Here is a 21,980-nt window from a genome sequence, read left to right as displayed (position 1 = left end):
GTCGTCTCACATCGCTTTCTGGGTCTGGTCGGCGGTCTGTGCTGCGTCGGGAGTGGTGGTGTCGGGCACGTCGGAGGTGAGCCAGTCCTCCAGCACCCGGGCGGTGTCGTCCGCGCGCTCCTCGACGATGGTGAAGTGGTTCGCGGCGACGGGGCGCAGCGTGTGGGCGGGCTCCCAGGGCTCGGCCTTGCCCTGGGTGAGCTCGGGCGAGGGGTCGTCGCCGTCCGGTACGAACGACTGGGTGCACTGGACGAACAGGACGGGCGCCGCGACGCTGTCCAGGGGCAGGTTCGGTACGAGTTCCACCCAGCGGCCCATGGCCGAGAGCCGGGTGGTGTCGAACTCCCCGAACGCCGCTTCCTTGTCGAACATGCCGAGTGCCAGGCCGTCCATCGGGACGCCCTCGCTCTCGCCGTCGTGGACGTTGTAGGTGTCGAGCAGGACCACGCCGTGCGGACGGATGCCGTACGCGCGCTCCAGGTGCCCGGCGGTGGCGTAGGCGAGGGTGCCGCCCGAGGAGTAGCCGATCAGGACGAACGGCTCGCCGCCGGCGGCCTCCAGGACGGTGCGCGCCAGGCCCTCGACGGCCGCCTGCGGCGTGGCCGGCAGGCTCTCGCTCGTGTCGAAGCCGAGGATGGGCAGGGCGGACACCTTCCGCTTGCCCTGGAGGTGGGAGACGAGGCGTGCGTGCTGGTACGCCCCGCCGGTCGCCATCGGCGTGTTGACGAAGATCAGGTGCGGGCCGTCCGCACCGTCGGCGAGCCGCGCCGCGGCCGGTACGTGCTCCAGCTCGGCCGCGGACTCGAAGGACGGCCGGACGGCCGCCGCCGCGCGCAGCAGGTCGAAGCCCTTGTCGGCGTGGCCGGAGACCACGGCCCCGTAGAACAGGTCGCGCAGGGTCTCCCCCGCGCCCCGGGCCGGCCGGGCGGCGGGAGCGGAGTCCGGTGACGGGGTGCCGGAGGCGGTGGCCGCGGTGGCCGTCGTACCGGGCCCCTGCTCGGCGTACTCGGCCAGCAGCACCTTGGCGAGCTGCGCCGGGCTGTGGCTGTCGAACACCACCATCGGGGACAGCCGCAGGCCGGTGTCCTGCATGAGGGCGTTGCGCAGCTCCATCGCGCTGAGCGAGTCGAATCCGGTCTCCAGGAAGCCCCGCTCGACGTCGATGGCGGTGGGGCTGCTGTGGCCCAGGAGGTGCGCGGCGCGCTTCTGGACGAGCTCGCGCAGCGCGGCCTCCTGCTCGTCCTCCGGTGCCTGGCCGATCCGGAGCCAGATGAGCTCCGTCACGGCGCTCTTGGCTCCGGCGGTGCGGCGCTGCACACCGGCGGTGGCGGGCCTCAGGAGCGCGGGGAGCCGGTCGGCACGCGCCTGGAGGGCGGTGCGGTTGACGTGGAGCGGAACGGTGGCGGGCCGTCCCGAGGCGCAGGCGGCGTCGAAGAGGGCGAGGGCCTCCTCGGCCCGGAGCGGCGGCAGGCCCTGGCGCTCCATGCGCTTCACGTCGGTCTCCGAGACGTACTGACCGAGGCCGGTGTGGGCCCAGAGGCCGTAGGCCAGCGACTGGGCGGCGAGGCCCAGCGCGTGGCGGTGGGTGGCCAGGGCGTCGAGGAAGGTGTTGGCCGCCGCGTAGTTCGCCTGTCCCGCGGCGAGGGTGAGTCCGCCGGCGGAGGAGATGAGCGCGAACAGCGGCAGGTCCAGGTGCTGGGTCTGCTCGTGCAGGTGCCAGGCGGCGTCGGCCTTGGGCGCCAGGACCCGGTCGAGGCGCTCGGCGTCCATGGTGGCGATCAGGCCGTTGTCACCGGTGCCGGCGGCGTGCACGAGACCCGTCAGCGGGTGCTCGGCCGGGATCGAGGCGAGGAGCGCGGTGATGTTGGCCGGATCGGCCACGTCGCACGCCGTGATCGTGACCTCGGCGCCCAGTTCCGTGAGCTCCGCGGCCAGTTCGGCGGCGCCCTCCGCGTCCGGACCACGGCGACTGGTCAGGACCAGGTGCCGGGCACCGTGCCCGGTCACCAAGTGCCGCGCCAGGTGCGCACCGATACCACCAGTACCACCGGTGATCAGGACCGTGCCCGCCGGGTCGAGGGCGACGGCGGCCTCGGCGGTCGAGGTGACCGGGGCGAGGCGCGGGATGCGGACGCCGTCGGCGCGGACCGCGCTCTCCGGTTCGCCGGAGGCGATGACGGCGGCGAGATCATCGGAGTCCGCGGTGAGGTCGGTGAGCTGGATGCGGCCCGGGTTCTCGGCCTGCGCCGCACGCACCAGACCCCACACGGGAGCCTGCGACAGATCGATGCGCTCCGCGGCATCCACGACGACCGCGCCACGGGTCGCGACCACGAGGGTGGTCTCGGCGAAGCGCTCCTCGGCCAGCCACTCCTGCACGACCGCCAGCGTCCGCGCGGCCGCGGAACGCACCGCCTCCGGCAGCGAACCGTCCGCATCCGGTACGTGGAAGACGAACGCACCCGACAGCTCGCCCTCGGGCAACGCACCCCACAAGTGCTGCTCCGCCACGACCTCGGCCGGGGCCGGGGCCGGCAGTGGACGCCAGGCGATCTCGAACAGCGACTCCGGCCGGCCCCCGCCCAACTGCTCCTGCGACACCGGGCGGAACGTCAGGCTCTTGACCGACAGCACCGGAGCACCGGTCGCATCGGCCGCGTCCAGGGACATGGTGTTCTCGGAGGTCCAGGAGATCCGTACGCGCAGCGCCGTGGCGCCGACCGCGTACAGGGTGACGTCCTCCCAGAAGAACGGCAGCAGTGGCTGTGCGCCCTCACCGGACTCGTCGCCGGATCCGGTGCTGCCGATGCCCAGTGCGTGCATCGTGGCGTCCAGGAGCGCCGGGTGGACGCCGAAGTCCTCGGCGTCGCCGTGCGCCTGCTCGGCCAGTTCGATCTCGGCGAAGATGTCGTCGCCGGACGTCCACGCGGCCGTGAGGCCCTGGAACACCGGGCCGTAGTGGTAGCCGCGTCCTTGGAGCAGCTCGTAGGTGTCGCTCACGTCCACCGCGGTGGCGCCGGTGGGCGGCCACACGGTGAGGTCCGTGCCCGCCGCGACCGGGCGGGTACCGAGCAGGCCGTCCGCGTGCAGCAGCCAGGGCGTGTCGGCCGGGGCGTCCTCGTGGCGCGAGTGGACCCGTACGGTCCGGCGGCCGGTGTCCTCGGGCGCGCCGACGGACACCTGGAGGGCGACGCCGCCGTGCCGGGGCAGTACGAGGGGTGCCTGGAGGGTGAGTTCCTCCAGGACGGGGGCGCCGACCTGGTCGCCGGCCTGGAGCGCCAGCTCGACGAAACCGGTTCCCGGCAGCAGCACGCTGCCGAGCACGTCGTGGTCACCGATCCAGCCGTGCGTGGCGGCCGCGATCCGGCCGGTCAGTACGGCTTCGTCGGACCCGGCCAGGGTGATGGCCGCGCTGAGCAGCGGGTGGCCGACCGAGGTCTGGCCGTGGTGGGCGACGTCGGTGGCCGGGGTGGCCTCCAGCCAGTACCGCTCGTGCTGGAAGGCGTACGTCGGCAGGTCGACGCGGCGGGCGCCCGTTCCGGCGTAGAAGGCGGTCCAGTCGATGCGCGCGCCCGTGGTGTGCAGGTGGGCCAGGGCGGTCAGGAGGCTCCGGGTCTCGGGGCGGTTCCTGCGCAGGACGGGTTCGACGAGCACGCTCCGCCCGTCCAGGGAGACCTGGGTGAGGGCGGTGAGGATGGCGTCGGGGCCGAGCTCCAGGAACCGGGTGACGCCCTTGGCGGCGAGGTGTTGGACGGTGTCGGAGAAGCGGACGGCTTCGCGCAGGTGGCGGGTCCAGTACTCCGGGGTGCCCCAGTCCTGGCTGATTTTCCCGTGGACGCCGGAGACCACCGGGATCTGCGCGGGTGCGTAGGTCACGGATTCGGCGACGGCGCGGAACTCCGCGAGTGCCGGGTCCATGAGCGGTGAGTGGAAGGCGTGCGAAACCCGCAGCCGGGTCGTCTTGCGGCCCTGCTCCGTGAACGCGGCCCGGATCGCCTCGACGGCCTCCTCGGTGCCGGACACCACGATCGAACGCGGGCTGTTGATCGCGGCGATGCCGACGGAGTCGGTGAGGTGCGGGAGGACTTCCTCCTCGGTCGCCTCGATCGCCGCCATCGCGCCGCCCGCCGGCAGCGCCTGCATCAGACGACCGCGCGCCGTGACCAGACGGGCCGCGTCTTCCAGCGACAGGACCCCGGCGGCGTGCGCTGCGCTGATCTCACCGATGGAGTGGCCCGCCAGGAAGTCCGGACGCACACCCCACGACTCCACCAGCCGGAACAGGGCCGTCTCGATCGCGAACAGGGCGGGCTGGGTGTAGGCGGTGCTGTTCAGCAGCGCCTCGTTCTCACCCCACATCACCTCGTAGAGGGGGGTGTCCAGGTGCGCGTCCAACGCCGTGACGACCTCGTCGAGGGCGGCGGCGAACACCGGGAACGCGGCGTGCAGTTCACGACCCATACCCAGACGCTGCGCACCCTGGCCCGTGAACAGGAAGGCCGACTTGCCCTCCCGCACCTGACCCTGCACCACACCCGGGGCCGTGGCCCCCTCGGCGAGGGCCGTCAGACCGGCAAGAAGCTCCTCGCGGGTCTCACCCACGACGACGGCCCGGTGCTCGTGCGCGGTGCGCGAGGTCGCCGTCGAGAAGGCGAGGTCGGTCAGCGAGACGTCCTCGTGGTCACCGGCGTGCGTGTGCAGGCGGGCCGCCTGGTCGGCCAGGGCCTCGGGGGAACGCGCTGAGAGCACCACCGGTACGGCGGGCAGCTCGCGGGGTTCGCCCTCGGGAGCCTCGGCCGCCGGGGCCTTGGGGGCCTCTTCCAGGATGACGTGTGCATTCGTACCGCTGAGGCCGAAGGACGAGATGCCCGCGCGGCGCAGGCGGTCACCCGCCGGCCACTCGACGGCCTCGGTGAGCAGTTTGACGTTGCCCTCGGACCAGTCGACGTGCGGGGTGGGCTCGTCGACGTGCAGGGTCTTCGGCATCAGGCCGTGGCGCAGGGCCTGCACCATCTTGATGACGGCGGCGACGCCGGCCGCGGCCTGCGTGTGGGCGATGTTCGACTTGAGGGAGCCGAGCCACAGCGGCTTGTCGCCGTCGCGGTCCTGGCCGTAGGTGGCGAGGACGGCCTGCGCCTCGATCGGGTCGCCGAGCTTGGTGCCCGTACCGTGCGCCTCGACCACGTCGACGTCCGCCGTGGTCAGGCCGGCCTTCTCCAGGGCGCTCTGGATCACGCGCTGCTGCGAGGGGCCGTTGGGCGCGGTCATGCCGTTGGACGCGCCGTCCTGGTTGACGGCGGAACTCCGGATCACCGCGAGCACGGGGTGGCCGTTGCGGCGGGCGTCGGAGAGCCGTTCGATGACGAGGACGCCGACGCCTTCCGACCAGGCGGCGCCGTCGGCGGCGCCCGCGAAGGACTTGCAGCGGCCGTCCGCGGCGAGGCCGCGCTGGCGGCTGAACTCGACGAACATGTCGGGGCTCGCCATCACCGCGACACCACCCACGAGCGCCATCGAGCACTCGCCGGAGCGCAGCGACTGGGTTGCCAGGTGTAGCGACACGAGGGAGGACGAGCAGGCCGTGTCCACGGTCATGGAGGGGCCTTCGAGGCCCAGGGTGTACGAGACGCGGCCCGAGATCAGGCTGCCGCCGGTGGTGGCCGCGGCCTCGGTGCCCTGCCCGTAGTCGTGGTACATGACGCCCGCGAAGACGCCGGTCCGGCTGCCCTTGAGGGTGTGCGGGTTGATGCCGGCCCGCTCGATGGCCTCCCAGGAGACCTCCAGGAGCTGCCGCTGCTGGGGGTCCATGATCAGCGCCTCATTCGGGCTGATGCCGAAGAAGTGCGGGTCGAAGTCGCCCGCCCGGTAGAGGAAGCCGCCTTCATTGGAGTACGTCTTCCCCGGCACGCCGGGCTCCGGGTCGTAGACGTTCTCGACGTCCCAACCGCGGTCGTTCGGGAAGCCGGAGACGGCGTCGCGGCCCTCCACGACGAGCTGCCACAGGTCCTCGGGGGACGTGACGCCGCCGGGCAGGCGGCAGCTCATCGCGACGATCGCGATCTGGTCGTCGTCGTCCGCCTGCGAACGGGCGACGCCGCGGGCCGGGCGGGTGGCGGCGCTCTGCGCCGATCCGGCGATGGACTCGCCGATGTACTGCGCGACGGCGCGTGCGTTCGGGTAGTCGAAGACCAGGGTGGCGGGGAGCCGGAGCCCGGTGGCGGCCTTCAGCTGGTTGCGCAGCTCGACGGCGCTGAGGGAGTCGAAGCCGAGCTCCTGGAACGCCCGGTCGGGTTCGATGGCGTCGGCCGACTCGTGGCCCAGTACGGCGGCGACGTGGGCCCGCGCCAGGTCGAGGAGGGCGCTGTCGCGTTCCTCCTCGGTCTTCCCGGCGAGGCGCGCCGCGAGCTCGTGGGCGGGGCCGGTTCCCGTACCGCTCGCGCTCGCGCGGACGTTGCGGCGCTGCGGGGCGGGGGTGGCAGAGCGCAGGAGCGCGGGCAGCTCGTCGGTACGGGCGGCCAGGGCGGTGCGGTTGACGTGGAGCGGGACGGTGGCGGGCCGTCCGGAGGCGTACGCGGCGTCGAAGAGGGCGAGGGCCTCCTCGGGCTGGAGCGGCGGCAGGCCTTGGCGCTCCATGCGCTTCACGTCGGTGTCGGTGATGTACTGGCCCATGCCCGTGCTCGCCCAGAGGCCGTAGGCCAGCGACTGGGCGGCGAGGCCCAGCGCGTGGCGGTGGGTGGCCAGGGCGTCGAGGAAGGTGTTGGCCGCCGCGTAGTTCGCCTGTCCCGCGGCGAGGGTGAGTCCGCCGGCGGAGGAGATGAGCGCGAACAGCGGCAGGTCCAGGTGCTGGGTCTGCTCGTGCAGGTGCCAGGCGGCGTCGGCCTTGGGCGCCAGGACCCGGTCGAGGCGCTCGGCGTCCATGGTGGCGATGAGGCCGTTGTCACCGGTGCCGGCGGCGTGGACGAGACCCGTCAGCGGGTGCTCGGCCGGGATCGAGGCGAGGAGCGCGGTGATGTTGGCCGGATCGGCCACGTCGCACGCCGTGATCGTGACCTCGGCGCCCAGTTCCGTGAGCTCCGCGGCCAGTTCGGCGGCGCCCTCCGCGTCCGGACCACGGCGACTGGTCAGAACCAGGTGCCGGGCACCGTGCCCGGTCACCAAGTGCCGCGCCAGGTGCGCACCGATACCACCGGTACCACCGGTGATCAGGACCGTGCCCGCCGGGTCGAGGGCGATCGGGCCCTGCGCCGACTCCGGCGTCGTCACGGCCGTCAGGCGCGGGATGCGGATGCCGTCCGGGCGGACCGCGCTCTCCGGCTGACCCGAGGCGATGACGGCGGCGAGGTCGTCCGTGGGCGCGGTGAGGTCGGTGAGCTGGATGCGGCCCGGGTTCTCGGCCTGCGCCGCACGCACCAGACCCCACACGGGAGCCTGCGACAGATCGATGCGCTCGGCGGCGTCCACGACGACGGCGTCACGGGTCGCGACGAGCAGCGTGGTGTCCGCGAAGCGCTCCTCGGCCAGCCACTCCTGTACGACCGCCAGCGTCTGCGCGGCCGCGGAACGCACCGCCTCGGGCAGTGCACCCTCGACGACCGGTACGTGGAAGACGACCGCACCCGACAGCTCGCCCTCGGGCAGCGCACCCCACAGGTGCTGCTCCGCGACGACCTCGGCCGGGGCCGGGGCCGGCAGTGGACGCCAGGCGATCTCGAACAGCGACTCCGGCCGGCCCCCGCCCAACTGCTCCTGCGACACCGGGCGCGACACCAGCGAGCCCACCGTCAGGACCGGCTGCCCCTCGGCGTCGGCCACCGTCACGGTGACGGTGTTGGGGCCGGAGGGGGCGATGCACACGCGCAGTGCCGAGGCCCCGCCCGCGTGCAGGGTGACGTCGTTCCAGGAGAACGGCAGGACCGTGGACTCGTCGGTGCTGGAGCCGTCGTCGATCAGCGCCACGTGCATGGCGGCGTCGAGGAGGGCCGGGTGCAGGCCGTACTGCGCGGCGTCGCCGTGCGCGTGCTCAGGGAGGGCGACCTCCGCGTACAGCGATTCGCCCGACGTCCACGCGGCCTTGAGGCCCTGGAACACGGGCCCGTAGTGGTAGCCGCGCTCCAGCAACAGCTCGTACGCACCGTCCACCGTCGACGGGGTGGCCCCCGGCGGCGGCCACTCGGTCAGACCGGCGCCGACCGGTACGGCCGAGCCGCTGACCAGGGTGCCCTCCGCGTGCCGCGTCCAGACGGGGTCGGTGGCGTTCTCGTCGCGGGAGTGGATGCTCACCGTACGGCGCCCGGATGCGTCCGCGGCGCCGAGCCAGACCTGTACGGCGGCTCCGCCGCGCTCGGGCAGGATCAGCGGGGCGTGCAGGGTGAGTTCCTCGATCGTGTCGCAGCCGGCCTGGTCGCCGGCGCGGACGGCGAGCTCGACGAAGCCGGTGCCCGGGAAGAGGATGCTGCCGAGGACGTCGTGGTCGGCCAGCCAGGGCTGGGTGTCGACCGAGAGCCGTCCGGTCAGGACGACCTCTCCGGAGTCGGCGGCGGCGATCGCGGCGCTGAGCAGCGGGTGGCCGACGGTGTCCAGGCCCGCGGAACCGAGCCCGGCACCGTCGCCGGTCGTGGCCTCCAGCCAGTACCGCTGCTGCTGGAAGGCGTACGTCGGCAGATCGGCCCAGCGGTCCTCGGTGGCGCCGAAGTAGGCGGCCCAGTCGACGGCGACGCCCTGGTTGTGGACGCGGCCGACGGCGGCGAGCAGCTCGCGGGCTTCCGGCCGCTGCCGGCGCAGCGAGGAGATGAAGGCGGTGCCCTCGACATCGCCGACGGTCGCGCTCGCCAGGGCGGTCAGGATCGCGTCCGGCCCGAGCTCGACGTACGTTTCGACACCGCGGCTCTGGAGGTGTTGGACGGTGTCGGAGAAGCGGACGGCTTCGCGCAGGTGGCGGGTCCAGTAGTCCGGGGTGCCCCAGTCCTCGCTGAGTTCGCCGTGGACGCCGGAGACCACCGGGATCTGCGCGGGTACGTAGGTCACGGATTCGGCGACGGCGCGGAACTCGGCGAGTGCCGGGTCCATGAGCGGCGAGTGGAAGGCGTGCGAAACCCGCAGCCGGGTCGTCTTGCGGCCCTGCTCCGCGAACGCGCCCCGGATCGCCTCGACGGCCTCCTCGGTGCCGGACACCACGATGGAGCGCGGGCTGTTGATCGCGGCGATGCCGACGGAGTCGGTGAGGTGCGGGAGGACCTCCTCCTCCGTCGCCTCGATCGCCGCCATCGCGCCGCCCGCCGGCAGCGCCTGCATCAGACGACCGCGCGCCGTGACCAGACGGGCCGCGTCCTCCAGCGACAGGACCCCGGCCACGTGCGCGGCCGTGATCTCACCGATGGAGTGCCCGGCCAGGAAGTCCGGCCGCACACCCCAGGACTCCACCAGCCGGAACAGGGCCGTCTCGATCGCGAAGAGGGCGGGCTGCGTGAACGCGGTGTTGTTCAGCAGGGCCTCGTCCTCGCCCCACATCACCTCGTAGAGGGGGGTGTCCAGGTGCGCGTCCAACGCCCCGACCACGGCATCGAGGGCCTCCGCGAACACGGGGAACGCGGCGTGCAGTTCACGACCCATGCCCAGACGCTGCGCACCCTGACCCGTGAACAGGAAGGCCGACTTGCCCTCCCGTACCTGACCCTGCACCACACCCGGGGCCGTGGCCCCCTCGGCGAGGGCCGTCAGACCGGCAAGAAGCTCCTCTCGGGTCTCACCCACGACGACGGCCCGCTCGCCCAGCCGGGCGCGCCGCGTGGCCAGCGCCCGGCCCGTCACGGCGAGGTCCGCCTCGTCCAAGGTCTCCAGGTGCGCGATCAGACGGCCGGCCTGTGCGCGCAGCGCGGGTGCGGTCCGGCCGGTCAGCGCCCACGGCACGAGCCGCGGTACGAACCCGGGGGCCGTGTCCTGCGGGGCGCCCTCTTCGTCGGTCGCGGCAGTCTCGACGGGCGCGGGGGCCTCCTCGACGATCACGTGCGCGTTGGTGCCGCTGAGGCCGAAGGAGGAGACGCCGGCCCGGCGCGGGCGCTCGCCGGCGGGCCAGGCGACGGGCTCGGTGAGGAGTTTGACGTTGCCCGCCGTCCAGTCGACGTGCGGGGTGGGCTCGTCGACGTGGAGGGTCCTGGGCAGGACGCCGTGGTGGATGGCCTGCACCATCTTGATGACGCCGGCGACACCGGCCGCGGCCTGGGTGTGGCCGAGGTTGGACTTCAGGGAGCCGAGCCACAGCGGCTTGTCCGCGTCGCGGTCCTGACCGTACGTGGCCAGCAGTGCCTGCGCCTCGATCGGGTCGCCGAGGGTGGTGCCCGTGCCGTGCGCCTCGACGGCGTCGACGTCGGCCGTGGTGAGGCCGGCGTTCTCCAGGGCGCTGCGGATCACGCGGCGCTGCGAGGGGCCGTTGGGGGCGGTGAGGCCGTTGGACGCACCGTCCTGGTTGATGGCGCTGCCGCGGATGACGGCCAGGACCTGGTGGCCGTTGCGGCGGGCGTCGGAGAGCCGTTCCAGCAGGAGGACGCCGACGCCCTCGGACCAGCCGGTGCCGTCGGTGGCGGCGGCGAAGGACTTGCAGCGGCCGTCCTTGGCGAGGCCGCGCTGGCGGCTGAACTCGACGAAGACCTCGGGGGTGGACATGACGGCGACGCCGCCGGCCAGGGCGAGGGTGCACTCCCCCGCCCGCAGGGCCTGCGCGGCGAGGTGCATCGCGACGAGGGACGAGGAGCACGCCGTGTCCAGGGTCACGGACGGGCCCTCGAAGCCGAAGGCGTACGAGACGCGGCCCGAGGCGATGGAACCCGTCGCGCTGTTGTACGCGTAGTCGTGGTACATCATCCCGGAGTAGACGCCGGTCTTGCTGCCCTTGAGGGTGTGCGGGTCGATGCCGGCCCGCTCGAAGACCTCCCAGGACGCCTCCAGCAGCAGCCGCTGCTGCGGGTCCATGATCAGCGCCTCGTTCGGGCTGATCGAGAAGAGGGCGGGGTCGAAGCGGTCCGCGTCGTGCAGGAACCCGCCCTTGTTGACGTACGTGGTGTTCGGGCGCTCGCCGTCGGGGTCGTACAGGCCCTCGACGTCCCAGCCCCGGTTGACGGGGAACTCGGAGACGCCGTCGCGGCCCTCGTCGACGAGCTGCCACAGGCTCTCGGGGGAGTCGACTCCGCCCGGGAACCGGCAGCTCATGGCGACGATGGCGATCGGCTCCCGCGCGGCGGCCGACAGGTTGCGGTTCTGCGTCCGCAGCCGGGCGGTCTCCTTCATGGACGCCCGGAGTGCGTCGAGCAGCTTCTGGTCAGAATTGGACATCGGCTTCTCACATTCCCTGTATCGCGTCGTCCAGCCCGAGACCGTCGAGCGCCATGTTGATCAGACTCTCGGCGTCCATGTCGTCGATCGCTTCTTCCTCCGCGGCGACCGTCGTGGACTCCGTGTGTTCCGCTCGCCCGTCGGCGAGTTCGAGCAGGGTGTCCACCAGGCCCAGTTCGCGCAGGCGGGCCATGGGGACGGTCTGGAGCAGGCGGCGGATCCTGCCCTCGTCGGAGTCGGGGTCGGCCGCGTCGCCGCTCCCCCCGCTCCCTTCCCTCGGCCGCAGCTCCTCGGCGAAGTGTTCGGCGAGCGCGAGGGAGTTGGGGTAGTCGAAGACGAGCGTGGCCGGCAGTCGCAGTCCGGTGGCCTCGGCGAGGCTGTTGCGGAATTCGACGGCGGACAGCGAATCGAATCCGAGTTCCTTGAACTCGCGGCCCTTGCCGATCGACGTCGCCCCCGAGTGGCCGAGGATCGCCGCCGCGTGGGCCCGTACGAGGTCGACCAGTTCGTCGGTACGGGCCGCGTCGGACAGCCCGGCCATCCGCCGGTGGAACGCCGCCACGTCGACCGTGGAGCCGGACTCCGCGCGGCGGCGCGAGCGGGCGGGCACCAGGCTCCGGAACAGGTCCGGGAGGTCGGTGGCGTTCCGCATCGCCTTCGTGTTCAGCAGGATCGTCACGAGGGCGGGTGCGCCGTGCGTGCGGGCCGCGTCGAACACCTCGGTGCCCGCGCCGGCCGACAGTGTCTCGATGCCGATGCGGCTCATGCGGCCGCTGTCGGCGACGGCCAGCTCGCCGGCCATGCCGCCGCCGGCCTCCTCGGCCGCCCACGGTCCCCAGGCGAGGGACTGGGCGGGCAGGCCCTGGGCCCGGCGGTGGGAGGCGAGGGCGTCCAGGAAGGCGTTGGCGGCCGCGTAGTTGGCTTGGCCCGGGTTGCCGAGCACACCGGCCACCGAGGAGAACAGGACGAACGCGGCCAGGTCCAGGCCCGCGGTCAGCTCGTGCAGGTGCAGGGCCGCGTCGACCTTGGGGCGCAGGACCGCGCTCACGCGCTCCGGTGTCAGGGAGGCGAGGACGCCGTCGTCCAGGACGCCGGCCATGTGGATCACACCTGTCAGCGGGTGGGCGGCCGGGATCGCTGCCAGGAGGGCGGCGAGGGCGTCCCGGTCGGAGGTGTCGCAGGCCGCGATCTCCACCTGGGCGCCCAATTCCGAGAGTTCCGCGACCAGTTCGGCCGCGCCCTCGGCCGCCGGACCCCGGCGGCTCGTCAGCAGCAGGCGGGTCACACCGCGCTCGGTGATCAGGTGCCGGGCGAACAGGCGGCCCAGCATGCCCGTGCCGCCGGTGATCAGCACCGTGCCATCGGGGGCGAACTCGGCGGCCGCGGCCGCTGCGGTGTCGGCGTCCGCCGCGGCCCGTACGAGGCGCGGGGCGTGGACGGCGCCGGCCCGTACGGCGGACTGCGGTTCGCCGGAGGCCACCGCGAGGGCGACGTCCGCCGTGTCTGCGGCGTCGGCGGTGTCCGTGTCGAGGAGGACGACGCGGCCCGGGTTCTCCGACTGGGCGGTCTTCACCAGGCCCCAGACGGCCGCGCCGGCCAGATCGCCCACGTGTTCGTCGGCGACGGCGACCGCGCCGCGGGTGCGGACGACGAGCGTCGATCCTTCGAAGCGCTCACCGGCCAGCCATTCCCGCAGGACGTCCAGGGCCTGGCCGACGGCGGTGTGCACCGCGGCGGCGTCCGACCCGGCGGGGGCGTCCCAGACGACGGTGTCCGCGACCGGGCCGTCGCCGAGCGACTGCCATGCGGCCACCGGCCGGGCGTCGGCGGTGGCCGTCGGCTGCTGCGTCGGCCAGTCGATCCGGAACAGTGCGTCCCGGACCACGGAGCGGCCGTCGGCGGCCAGCTGCTCCGCGGCGAGCGGGCGCAGCATCAGCGAGGCGAGCGAGGCGACGGGGACCCCGGAGGCGTCCGCGAGGTCGACGGCGACCGAGCCCTCGCCACGGGCGGAGACCCGTACGCGCAGGCTCGCGGCGCCGTCCGCGGTGAGCGAGACGCCGGAGAGGGCGAAGGGCAGGGCGGCCTCGCCGCCGGTCACGCCGGACAGCGCGACCGGGTGCAGCGCCGCGTCCAGCAGCGCGGGGTGGACCCCGTACCCGTCCGGCTCCACGCCGTCGGGCAGTGCGACCTCGGCGAAGACGTCGTCGCCGGAGCGCCAGGCGGCCTTCATGCCCTGGAAGACGGGGCCGTAGGCCAGGCCGGCCTCGGCCACGTCCGCGTAGAACCCGTCCAGGTCGACCGGCTCGGCGCCGGCGGGCGGCCAGGCCGTCGCGTCGAAGGGGCGCGCGGGTTCGGCGGCCTCCTCGGTGAGCGTGCCGACCGCGTGCCGCACCCACGGCAGGTCCTCGTCCTCGCCGCGCGAGTGGAAGGTGACCGGACGCCTGCCCGACCCGTCGGGGGCGCCGACCGCGACCCGCACCGCGACTCCGCCGTGCGGCGGGAGCACCAGCGGCGCCTCCAGCGTCAGTTCGTCCACGGCCGGGCAGCCGATCCGGTCGCCCGCCTGGACGGCGAGCTCCACGAAGCCGGTGCCGGGGAAGAGGACGGTCTCGCCGACCTTGTGGTCGGCCAGCCACGGCTGGGCAGAGAGCGCGAGGCGGCCCGTGAGGACGATCCCGTCCGTCTCGGGTGCGGAGATCACCGCGCCGAGCAGCGGGTGGTCGACCGTCGAGAGGCCGAGGGAGGTGGCGTCGCCGCCCGCCTGGCCGTCGAGGATCCAGAACCGGCGGCGCTGGAAGGCGTACGTCGGCAGGTCGACGCGGCGGGCGCCGGTGCCGGCGTAGAAGGCCTGCCAGTCGATGCGCGTGCCGGTGGTGTGCAGGCGGGCCAGTGCGGTGAGCAGGGTGCGCGATTCGGGGCGGTTCTTGCGCAGGACCGGCTCGACGGCGACGTCCCGGCCGTCCAGGGTGGTGCCGGTCAGGGCCGACAGGATGGCGTCGGGGCCCAGCTCGACGAAGCGGGTGACGCCCTGGCCGTGTAGGAAGCGGACGGTGTCGGCGAAGCGGACGGCCTCGCGCAGGTGGCGGGTCCAGTAGTCCGGGGTGCCCCAGTCCTCGCTGATCTCGCCGTGGACGCCGGAGACCACCGGGATCTTCGGCTGGTCGTACGTCACGTTCTCGGCGACCAGGTGGAACTCGGCGAGGACCGGGTCCATGAGCGGCGAGTGGAAGGCGTGCGAGACGCGCAGCCGGGTCGTCTTGCGGCCCAGTGCGGTGAAGACGGCGGTGATCTCCTCGACCGCGTCCTCGGCGCCGGACACGACGATCGAACGCGGGCCGTTGACCGCGGCGATGCCGACCTTGTCGGTCAGGTGCGGCAGGACCTCCTCCTCCGTGGCCTCGACGGCGGCCATCGCACCACCGGTGGGCAGCGCCTGCATCAGGCGGCCGCGGGCGGCGACGAGGCGGGCCGCGTCCTCCAGGGAGAGCACCCCGGCGGCATGGGCCGCGGTGATCTCGCCGATGGAGTGGCCGGCCAGGAAGGACGGGCGGACGCCCCAGGACTCGACGAGCCGGAACAGGGCCGTCTCGATCGCGAAGAGCGCGGGCTGCGTGAACGCGGTGCTGTTCAGCAGCGCCTCGTCCTGGCCCCACATCACCTCGTACAGCGGGGTGTCGAGGTAGGCGTCGAGAGCGGCGACGACCTCGTCGAGGGCGGCGGCGAAGACCGGGAAGTCGGCGTGCAGTTCCCGGCCCATGCCCAGGCGCTGCGCACCCTGGCCGGTGAACAGGAAGGCCGGCTTGCCGTCCCGTACCGCGCCCTGCACCGCGCCCGCGGCGGCGGGCGTGCCGTCGGCCAGCGCGGCGAGTGCGGCCAGCAGCTCCTCGCGGTTCCCGGCGACGACCGCGGCGCGGTGGTCGTGGGGGGTGCGGGAGGTGGCCGCGGAGTGGGCGAGGTCGGTCAGGGAGAGTTCCGCGTCCTCGGTGACCCGCGTGCGCAGGCGTTCCGCCTGTTCGGCGAGGGCCTGCGGGCTGCGGGCCGACAGCACCACCGGTACGAGGGGCAGTTCGCGGTGTTCGCCGGCGGGCGCCGTGGTGGCGGGGGCCTCTTCGAGGATGACGTGGGCGTTGGTGCCGCTGAGGCCGAAGGAGGAGATGCCGGCGCGGCGCGGGCGGCCGGCGCGGGCGGGCCAGGCGACCGGTTCCTGGAGCAGCTTGACGTTGCCCGCCTCCCAGTCGACGACCGGGGTGGGCTCGTCGACGTGCAGGGTCTTCGGCATCAGGCCGTGGCGCAGGGCCTGCACCATCTTGATGACGCCTCCGACGCCGGCGGCGGCCTGGGCGTGGCCGATGTTCGACTTGAGGGAGCCCAGCCACAGCGGCTTGTCCTCGTCGCGGTCCTGGCCGTAGGTGGCGAGGACGGCCTGGGCTTCGATCGGGTCGCCGAGGGTGGTGCCGGTGCCGTGCGCCTCGACGACGTCGACGTCGGCGGTGGTCAGGCCGGCGCCCTCCAGGGCGGTGCGGATGACGCGCTGCTGGGAGGGGCCGTTGGGGGCGGTGAGCCCGTTGGAGGCGCCGTCCTGGTTGACGGCGGAACCCCGTACGACGGCCAGGACGCGGTGGCCGTTGCGGCGGGCGTCCGAGAGGCGCTCGACGACGAGGACACCGACGCCTTCCGACCAGGCGGCGCCGTCGGCGGCGCCCGCGAAGGACTTGCAGCGGCCGTCCCTGGCCATGCCCTTCTGGCGGCTGAACTCGACGAACACCTCGGGGTCGGACATCACGGTGACGCCGCCGGCCAGGGCGAGGGTGCACTCGCCGGACCGCAGTGCCTGGACGGCCAGGTGCAGGGAGACGAGGGAGGACGAGCAGGCCGTGTCGACCGTCATGGACGGGCCCTCGACGCCGAGGACGTAGGACACCCGGCCCGAGGCGATGCCGCCCGTGCTCGCGTTGTGCGCGTAGTCGTGGTACATCATCCCGGAGTAGACGCCGGTGCTGCTGCCCTTGAGGGTGCGCGGGTCGATGCCGGCGTCTTCGAACGCCTCCCAGGACGCTTCCAGCAGCAGCCGCTGCTGCGGGTCCATGATGAGCGCCTCGTTCGGGCTGATGCCGAAGAAGTCGGGGTCGAAGTCGCCCGCGTCGTAGAGGAATCCGCCCCGGGCGACGTAGCTGGTGTCGGGACGGGCGCCGGTCGGGTCGTAGATGCGGGCCAGGTCCCAGCCGCGGTCGGCCGGGAAGTCGGAGATCGCGTCGACGCCGTCGGCGACGGCCTGCCACAGGCCGGCGGGCGAGGTGATGCCGCCGGGGTAGCGGCAGGCCATGCCGACGATGGCGACGAGGTCGTCGTCGGCCGTCGCGGCGGTGGTCTTGCGGGCCGCGGGCTGTGCGGCCGCGGGCAGTCCGGACACCTCGGTGAGCAGGTGGCGGGCCAGGGCGAGCGGGTTCGGGTAGTCGAAGACGACGGTGGCGGGCAGGCGCAGGCCGGTGGCCTCGGCGAGTCCGTTGCGGAACTCGACGGCGCGCAGCGAGTCGAAGCCGAGCTCCTTGAACGCCCGCTCCGGCTCGATGGCCTGGGTCGAGCTGAAGCCCAGTACGTCGGCGACCTGCCGCAGCACCAGCTCGACGAGCACCTCTTCGCGGTCGGCGGCGGGCAGTGCGGCCAGCCGCTGCTGGAGGGCGCCGGCCTCGATCTTGCCGCCGGCCTTGCGGCGGCCCGTGACCGGGGCGAGGGAGCGGAACACCTCGCGGGCGCTCCCGCCCTGGGCGCGGATCGCGCCGAGGTCCAGCTTGACGGGTACCAGGGTGGCGTCGCCCGCGCTCCGTGCGGCGTCGAAGAGCGCGACGCCCTCCTCGGCGGAGATCGGGAAGACGCCGCCCTGCGAGATGCGGGAGCGTTCGGCTTCGGTCAGGCTGCCGGTCATGGCGCTGGCCTCGCCCCAGAAGCCCCAGGCGAGGGACTGGGCGGGCAGGCCCCGGGCCTGCCGGTGGGCGGCGAGGCCGTCCAGGAAGGCGTTGGCGGCAGCGTAGTTGGCCTGGCCGGGGTTGCCGAACACGCCGGCGACGGAGGAGAAGAGGACGAAAGCGGCCAGGTCGGCGTCCGAGGTGAGTTCGTGCAGGTTGAGGGCCGCGTCGACCTTCGGGCGCAGGACGGCGTCGATGCGCTCGGGGGTGAGCGAGCCGAGGATGCCGTCGTCGAGCACGCCCGCCAGGTGGATGACGCCGGTGAGGGGGTGCTCGGCCGGGACGGCGGCCAGGAGGGCGGCGAGCGCGTCGCGGTCGGCGGCGTCGCACGCCGCGATCTCGACGTGGGCGCCCAGTGCGGTGAGTTCGGCGGCGAGTTCGGCGGCGCCTTCGGCGTCCGGGCCGCGGCGACCGGCGAGCAGCAGGCGGCGCACTCCGTGCGCGGTGATCAGGTGGCGGGCGAAGACCCGGCCCAGCATGCCGGTGCCGCCGGTGAGCAGCACGGTGCCGTCCTCGGCGAACCGGGGGGCTGCGTCCGCGTCGGTCGCGGTGGCGCGGACCAGGCGCGGCGCGTACGCCACGCCGTCGCGGACGGCGATCTGGGACTCGCCGGCGGCGTACGCGGTGAGGACGTCGGCGTCGGTCGCGGCGTCGGCCAGGACGATGCGGCCGGGGTTTTCGGACTGGGCCGACCTGACCAGGCCCCATGCGGTGGCGCCGGCCTGATCGGTGACGTCCTCGCCGGCCAGGGCGGCGACCGCGCCGCGGGTGCGGACGACGAGGACCGATGCGGCGTACCGCTCGTCCGCGAGCCATTCCCGGACGACGGCGAGGGCCTGGTGCGCGGCGGTGCGGGCGGCGTCGGCTCCGGTGCCGGCGGGGGCGTCCCACAGGACCACGTCGGCCGGCTCGGCGTCCTCGGCGTCCTCGGCGGCGGACCGGGTGGCCTCCCACGTGGCGAGGGAGGCATCGGCGGTGGCCGCCGGGAGGGCCTGCCAGTCGATGCGGAACAGGGCGTCCCGGGTGAGGGAGCGGTCCTGGGCCAGCCGGTCGTCGGTGAGCGGCCGCAGGACGAGCGAGTCGACCGAGGCGACGGGCTGCCCGGAGGCGTCGGCGAGGTCGACGGCGACCTCGCCGTCGCCGAGTGCGCTGACCCGTACGCGGACGGCGGCGGCGCCCTCGGCGGCGAGGGTGACCCCGGACCAGGCGAACGGCAGGGCCGCCTGGTCTCCGGTGACGCCGGTCAGCGCGACCGTGTGCAGGGCCGCGTCCAGCAGCGCCGGGTGGAGGCCGTACGTGGTGCCGTCGGTGCCGTCGGGCAGGGCGGCTTCGGCGTACACGTCCTCGCCGAGGCGCCAGGCCGCGGTCAGGCCGCGGAACACCGGGCCGTAGTCCAGGCCTTCCGCGGCGACGTTCTCGTAGAAGTCCCGAAGGTCGACGGGTTCGGCGTCGGCGGGCGGCCATGTGGTGGTGTCGAAGGGGCGGGCGGGGGCGGCGGTGCGGCCGAGGGTGCCGACCGCGTGCCGGGTCCAGGACAGGCCCGTGTCCTCGCCGCGCGAGTGGACGGTGACTCCCCTGCGGCCGGCCGGGTCGGGCGCCTCGACGGTGACCCGGACGGCGACGCCGCCGCGCGCGGGCAGCACCAGCGGGGCCTCCAGGGTCAGTTCCTCGACGGTGGTGCAGCCGGCCCGGTCGCCGGCCAGGACGGCCAGCTCGACGAAGCCGGTGCCGGGGAAGAAGACCTGGTCGCCGACCCGGTGGTCGCCGAGCCAGCCGTGGGTGGCGGTGGAGAGACGGCCGGTCAGCGTGAAGCCGTCGCTGTCGGGCGCGGTGATGACGGCGCCGAGCAGCGGGTGGCCGGCCGGGTCGAGGCCGGCGGCCTCGACGTCGCCGGTGCCCGCGGGGGCCGGGGCCCAGTAGTGCTCGCGCTGGAAGGCGTACGTGGGCAGGTCGGCGGGGCGGGCGGGGGCGGAGCCGTGGAAGAGGGTCCAGTCGACGGGCGCGCCGGCCGCCCAGGCCTCGGCGAGGGAGGTGGCGAAGCGCTGTACGCCGCCTTCGCCGCGGCGCAGCGAGCCGACCGGTGCGGCGCTGACGCCGACGGCGGACACGGTCTCGGCGAGGCCGACGAGCAGGCCGGGGTGCGGGCTGGCCTCGACGAAGACGGTGAAGCCGTCGTCGAGGAGGGCGCGGGTGGTCTCCTCGAACAGGACGGTCTGGCGCAGGTTGCGGTACCAGTAGTCGGCGTCGAGGGTGGCGGTGTCGACGGGGGCGCCGACGACGGTGGAGTAGAAGGCGACGTCCGCGGAGCGGGGGGTCACGCCGGACAGGGCCTCGCGGACCTCGTCGCGGATCTCCTCGACGAAGACGGAGTGCGAGGCGTAGTCGACGGGGATCTTACGGGCCTGGATCCCGCCCGCCTCAAGGTGGGCGTACAGCGCGTCGAGGTCGTCGGGGTGGCCGCAGACGACGACCGAGGTGGGGCTGTTGACGACTGCGAGCTGGAGCCGGCCGTCCCAGCGGGCGATGAGTTCGCGGACCTCGGCGGACGGCAGGCGGACGGACATCATGCCGCCGCGGCCGGCCAGCCCGGACCGGATGATCTTGCTGCGGAGGGCGACGACGCGCGCGCCGTCCTCCAGGGACAGGGCGCCGGCGACGGTGGCCGCCGCGATCTCGCCCTGGGAGTGGCCGACGACCGCCGCCGGTTCGACGCCGAAGGAGCGCCACAGCTCGGCCAGCGAGACCATGACGGCCCACAGCACCGGCTGGACCACGTCGACCTCGTCGTAGGTGGGGGCGCCGGGCTCGCCGCGTACGACGTCCAGCAGGTTCCAGTCGGTGAACGGGGCGAGGGCTTCGGCGCAGGCCCGCATCCGGTCGGCGAACACGGGCGAGGAGTCGAGCAGTTCGACGGCCATGCCGATCCACTGCGAGCCCTGGCCCGGGAAGACGAACGCGACCTGCGGGGAGCCGGAGGCGGTTCCGCGGACCAGGTGGGGGGCCTTGCCGCCGTCGGCGAGGGCGTCGAGGCCGGCCAGCAGGGCGTCCTTGCCGTCGCCGAGGACGACGGCGCGGTGGTCGAAGGCGGTGCGGCGGGTGATCAGGGCGTGACCGATGCCGCGCGGGTCCTCGTCCCCTGCGCGCTCGCGGACGAACGCGGCCAGTTTCTCCGCCTGGCCGCGCAACGCCCGGGCGCTGCGCGCCGAGACGACGTACGGCAGGACCGGGGAGGTGACGGCCGGGGCCTGACGGACCGGCTCGGCGTCCGCGGCGGCCGACTCCGGCTCCGGCGCCTCCTGGAGGATGACGTGAGCGTTGGTGCCGCTGAGGCCGAACGCGGAGACACCGGCGGTGCGGGCGTGGTCCTCGGCCTTGGGCCAGGGCAGCGCCTCGGTGAGCAGCTCGACGTGGCCGGCGGTCCAGTCGACGTGACTGGACGGCTCGGCGACGTGCAGGGTGCGCGGCATGAGTTCGTTGCGCATCGCCATGACGGTCTTGATGACGCCGCCGACGCCGGCCGCGCCCTGGGCGTGGCCGATGTTCGACTTGAACGAGCCGAGCCGCAGCGGCCGCTGGGCGGTGTGGTCCTGGCCGTAGGTGGCGAGCAGGGCCTGCGCCTCGATGGGGTCGCCGAGGGTGGTGCCGGTGCCGTGGGCCTCGACGAGGTCGACGTGGGCGCCGGGTATCTCGGCGTTGGCCAGGGCCTGGCGGATCACCTTCTGCTGGGCGGGGCCGTTGGGCGCGGTCAGCCCGTTCGAAGCGCCGTCCTGGTTGATCGCGGAGCCCTGGATCACCGCGAGGACCTCGTGGCCGTTGCGGCGGGCGTCGGAGAGGCGCTCCAGGAGGATGACGGCGGCGCCCTCGGCCCAGCCGGTGCCGTCGGCCGATTCGGAGAACGCCTTGCAGCGGCCGTCGGGGGACAGGCCCTTCTGTTTGCTGAACGCGACGAACGGCGACGCGGTCGACATGATCATCACACCGCCGGCCAGGGCGAGCTTGCACTCGTTCTGGCGCAGCGCCTGCGCGGCGAGGTGGATGGCGACCAGGGAGGACGAGCAGGCGGTGTCGACGGTGAAGGCGGGGCCTTCCAGCCCCAGGGTGTACGAGACCCGGCCGGAGATGACGGACGAGGCGCGGGAGGTCGCCATGAACGCCTCGACGGCCTCCGGGACGCCTTCCTCGTAGTCGCCGTAGTCCTGGATGCCCGAGCCCATGTAGACGCCGACCTGGCTGCCCCGCAGGGTCTCCGGGTCGATGCCGGCGCGCTCGAACGCCTCCCAGGACACTTCGAGGATCAGGCGCTGCTGCGGGTCGGTGCCCTCCGCCTCCAGCGGGCTGAGCCCGAAGAACCCGGGGTCGAACATGCCCGCGTTCTCCAGGAACCCGCCCTGGTGGACGTAGCTCGAACCGGGGGCGTCCGGGTTCGGGTCCATCAGGGTCTCAAGGTCCCAGCCACGGTCGGTGGGCATGCCCGCCACGGCGTCGCGGCCCTCGGCCACCAGCTGCCAGAGCTCTTCCGGCGTGGTGATCCCGCCGGGGTAGCGGCAGCTCATGGCCACGATCGCGATCGGCTCCCGCGCCTGAGCCTCGACGTCCTGGAGCCGCTGCCGGGTCTGGTGCAGGTCGGCCGTGACTTTCTTCAGGTAGTCGAGGATCTTCTCGTCATTTGCCATGTCGGGTCTCACCGAGTCC

General features: G+C 73.9%; 2 protein-coding genes. Both read right to left on the bottom strand.

Going from position 1 to position 21,980, the window contains the following annotated elements:
* Nucleotides 1-6: 6 nt before the first annotated feature.
* Nucleotides 7-11,325 (bottom strand): type I polyketide synthase, encoded by an 11,319-nt coding sequence (locus OHA65_RS36725; RefSeq protein WP_331736299.1) that lies wholly within the window; start codon nucleotides 11,323-11,325, stop codon nucleotides 7-9.
* A gap of 7 nt (nucleotides 11,326-11,332) precedes the next feature.
* Nucleotides 11,333-21,973 (bottom strand): SDR family NAD(P)-dependent oxidoreductase, encoded by a 10,641-nt coding sequence (locus OHA65_RS36720; protein WP_405763545.1) that lies wholly within the window; start codon nucleotides 21,971-21,973, stop codon nucleotides 11,333-11,335.
* Nucleotides 21,974-21,980: the final 7 nt, after the last annotated feature.

Source organism: Streptomyces sp. NBC_00045, from assembly GCF_045041095.1.
Classification (GTDB): Bacteria; Actinomycetota; Actinomycetes; order Streptomycetales; family Streptomycetaceae; genus Streptomyces.
The sequence above is the reverse complement of the archived record's forward strand: the minus strand, read 5'-3'. Positions and strand labels throughout refer to the sequence as shown.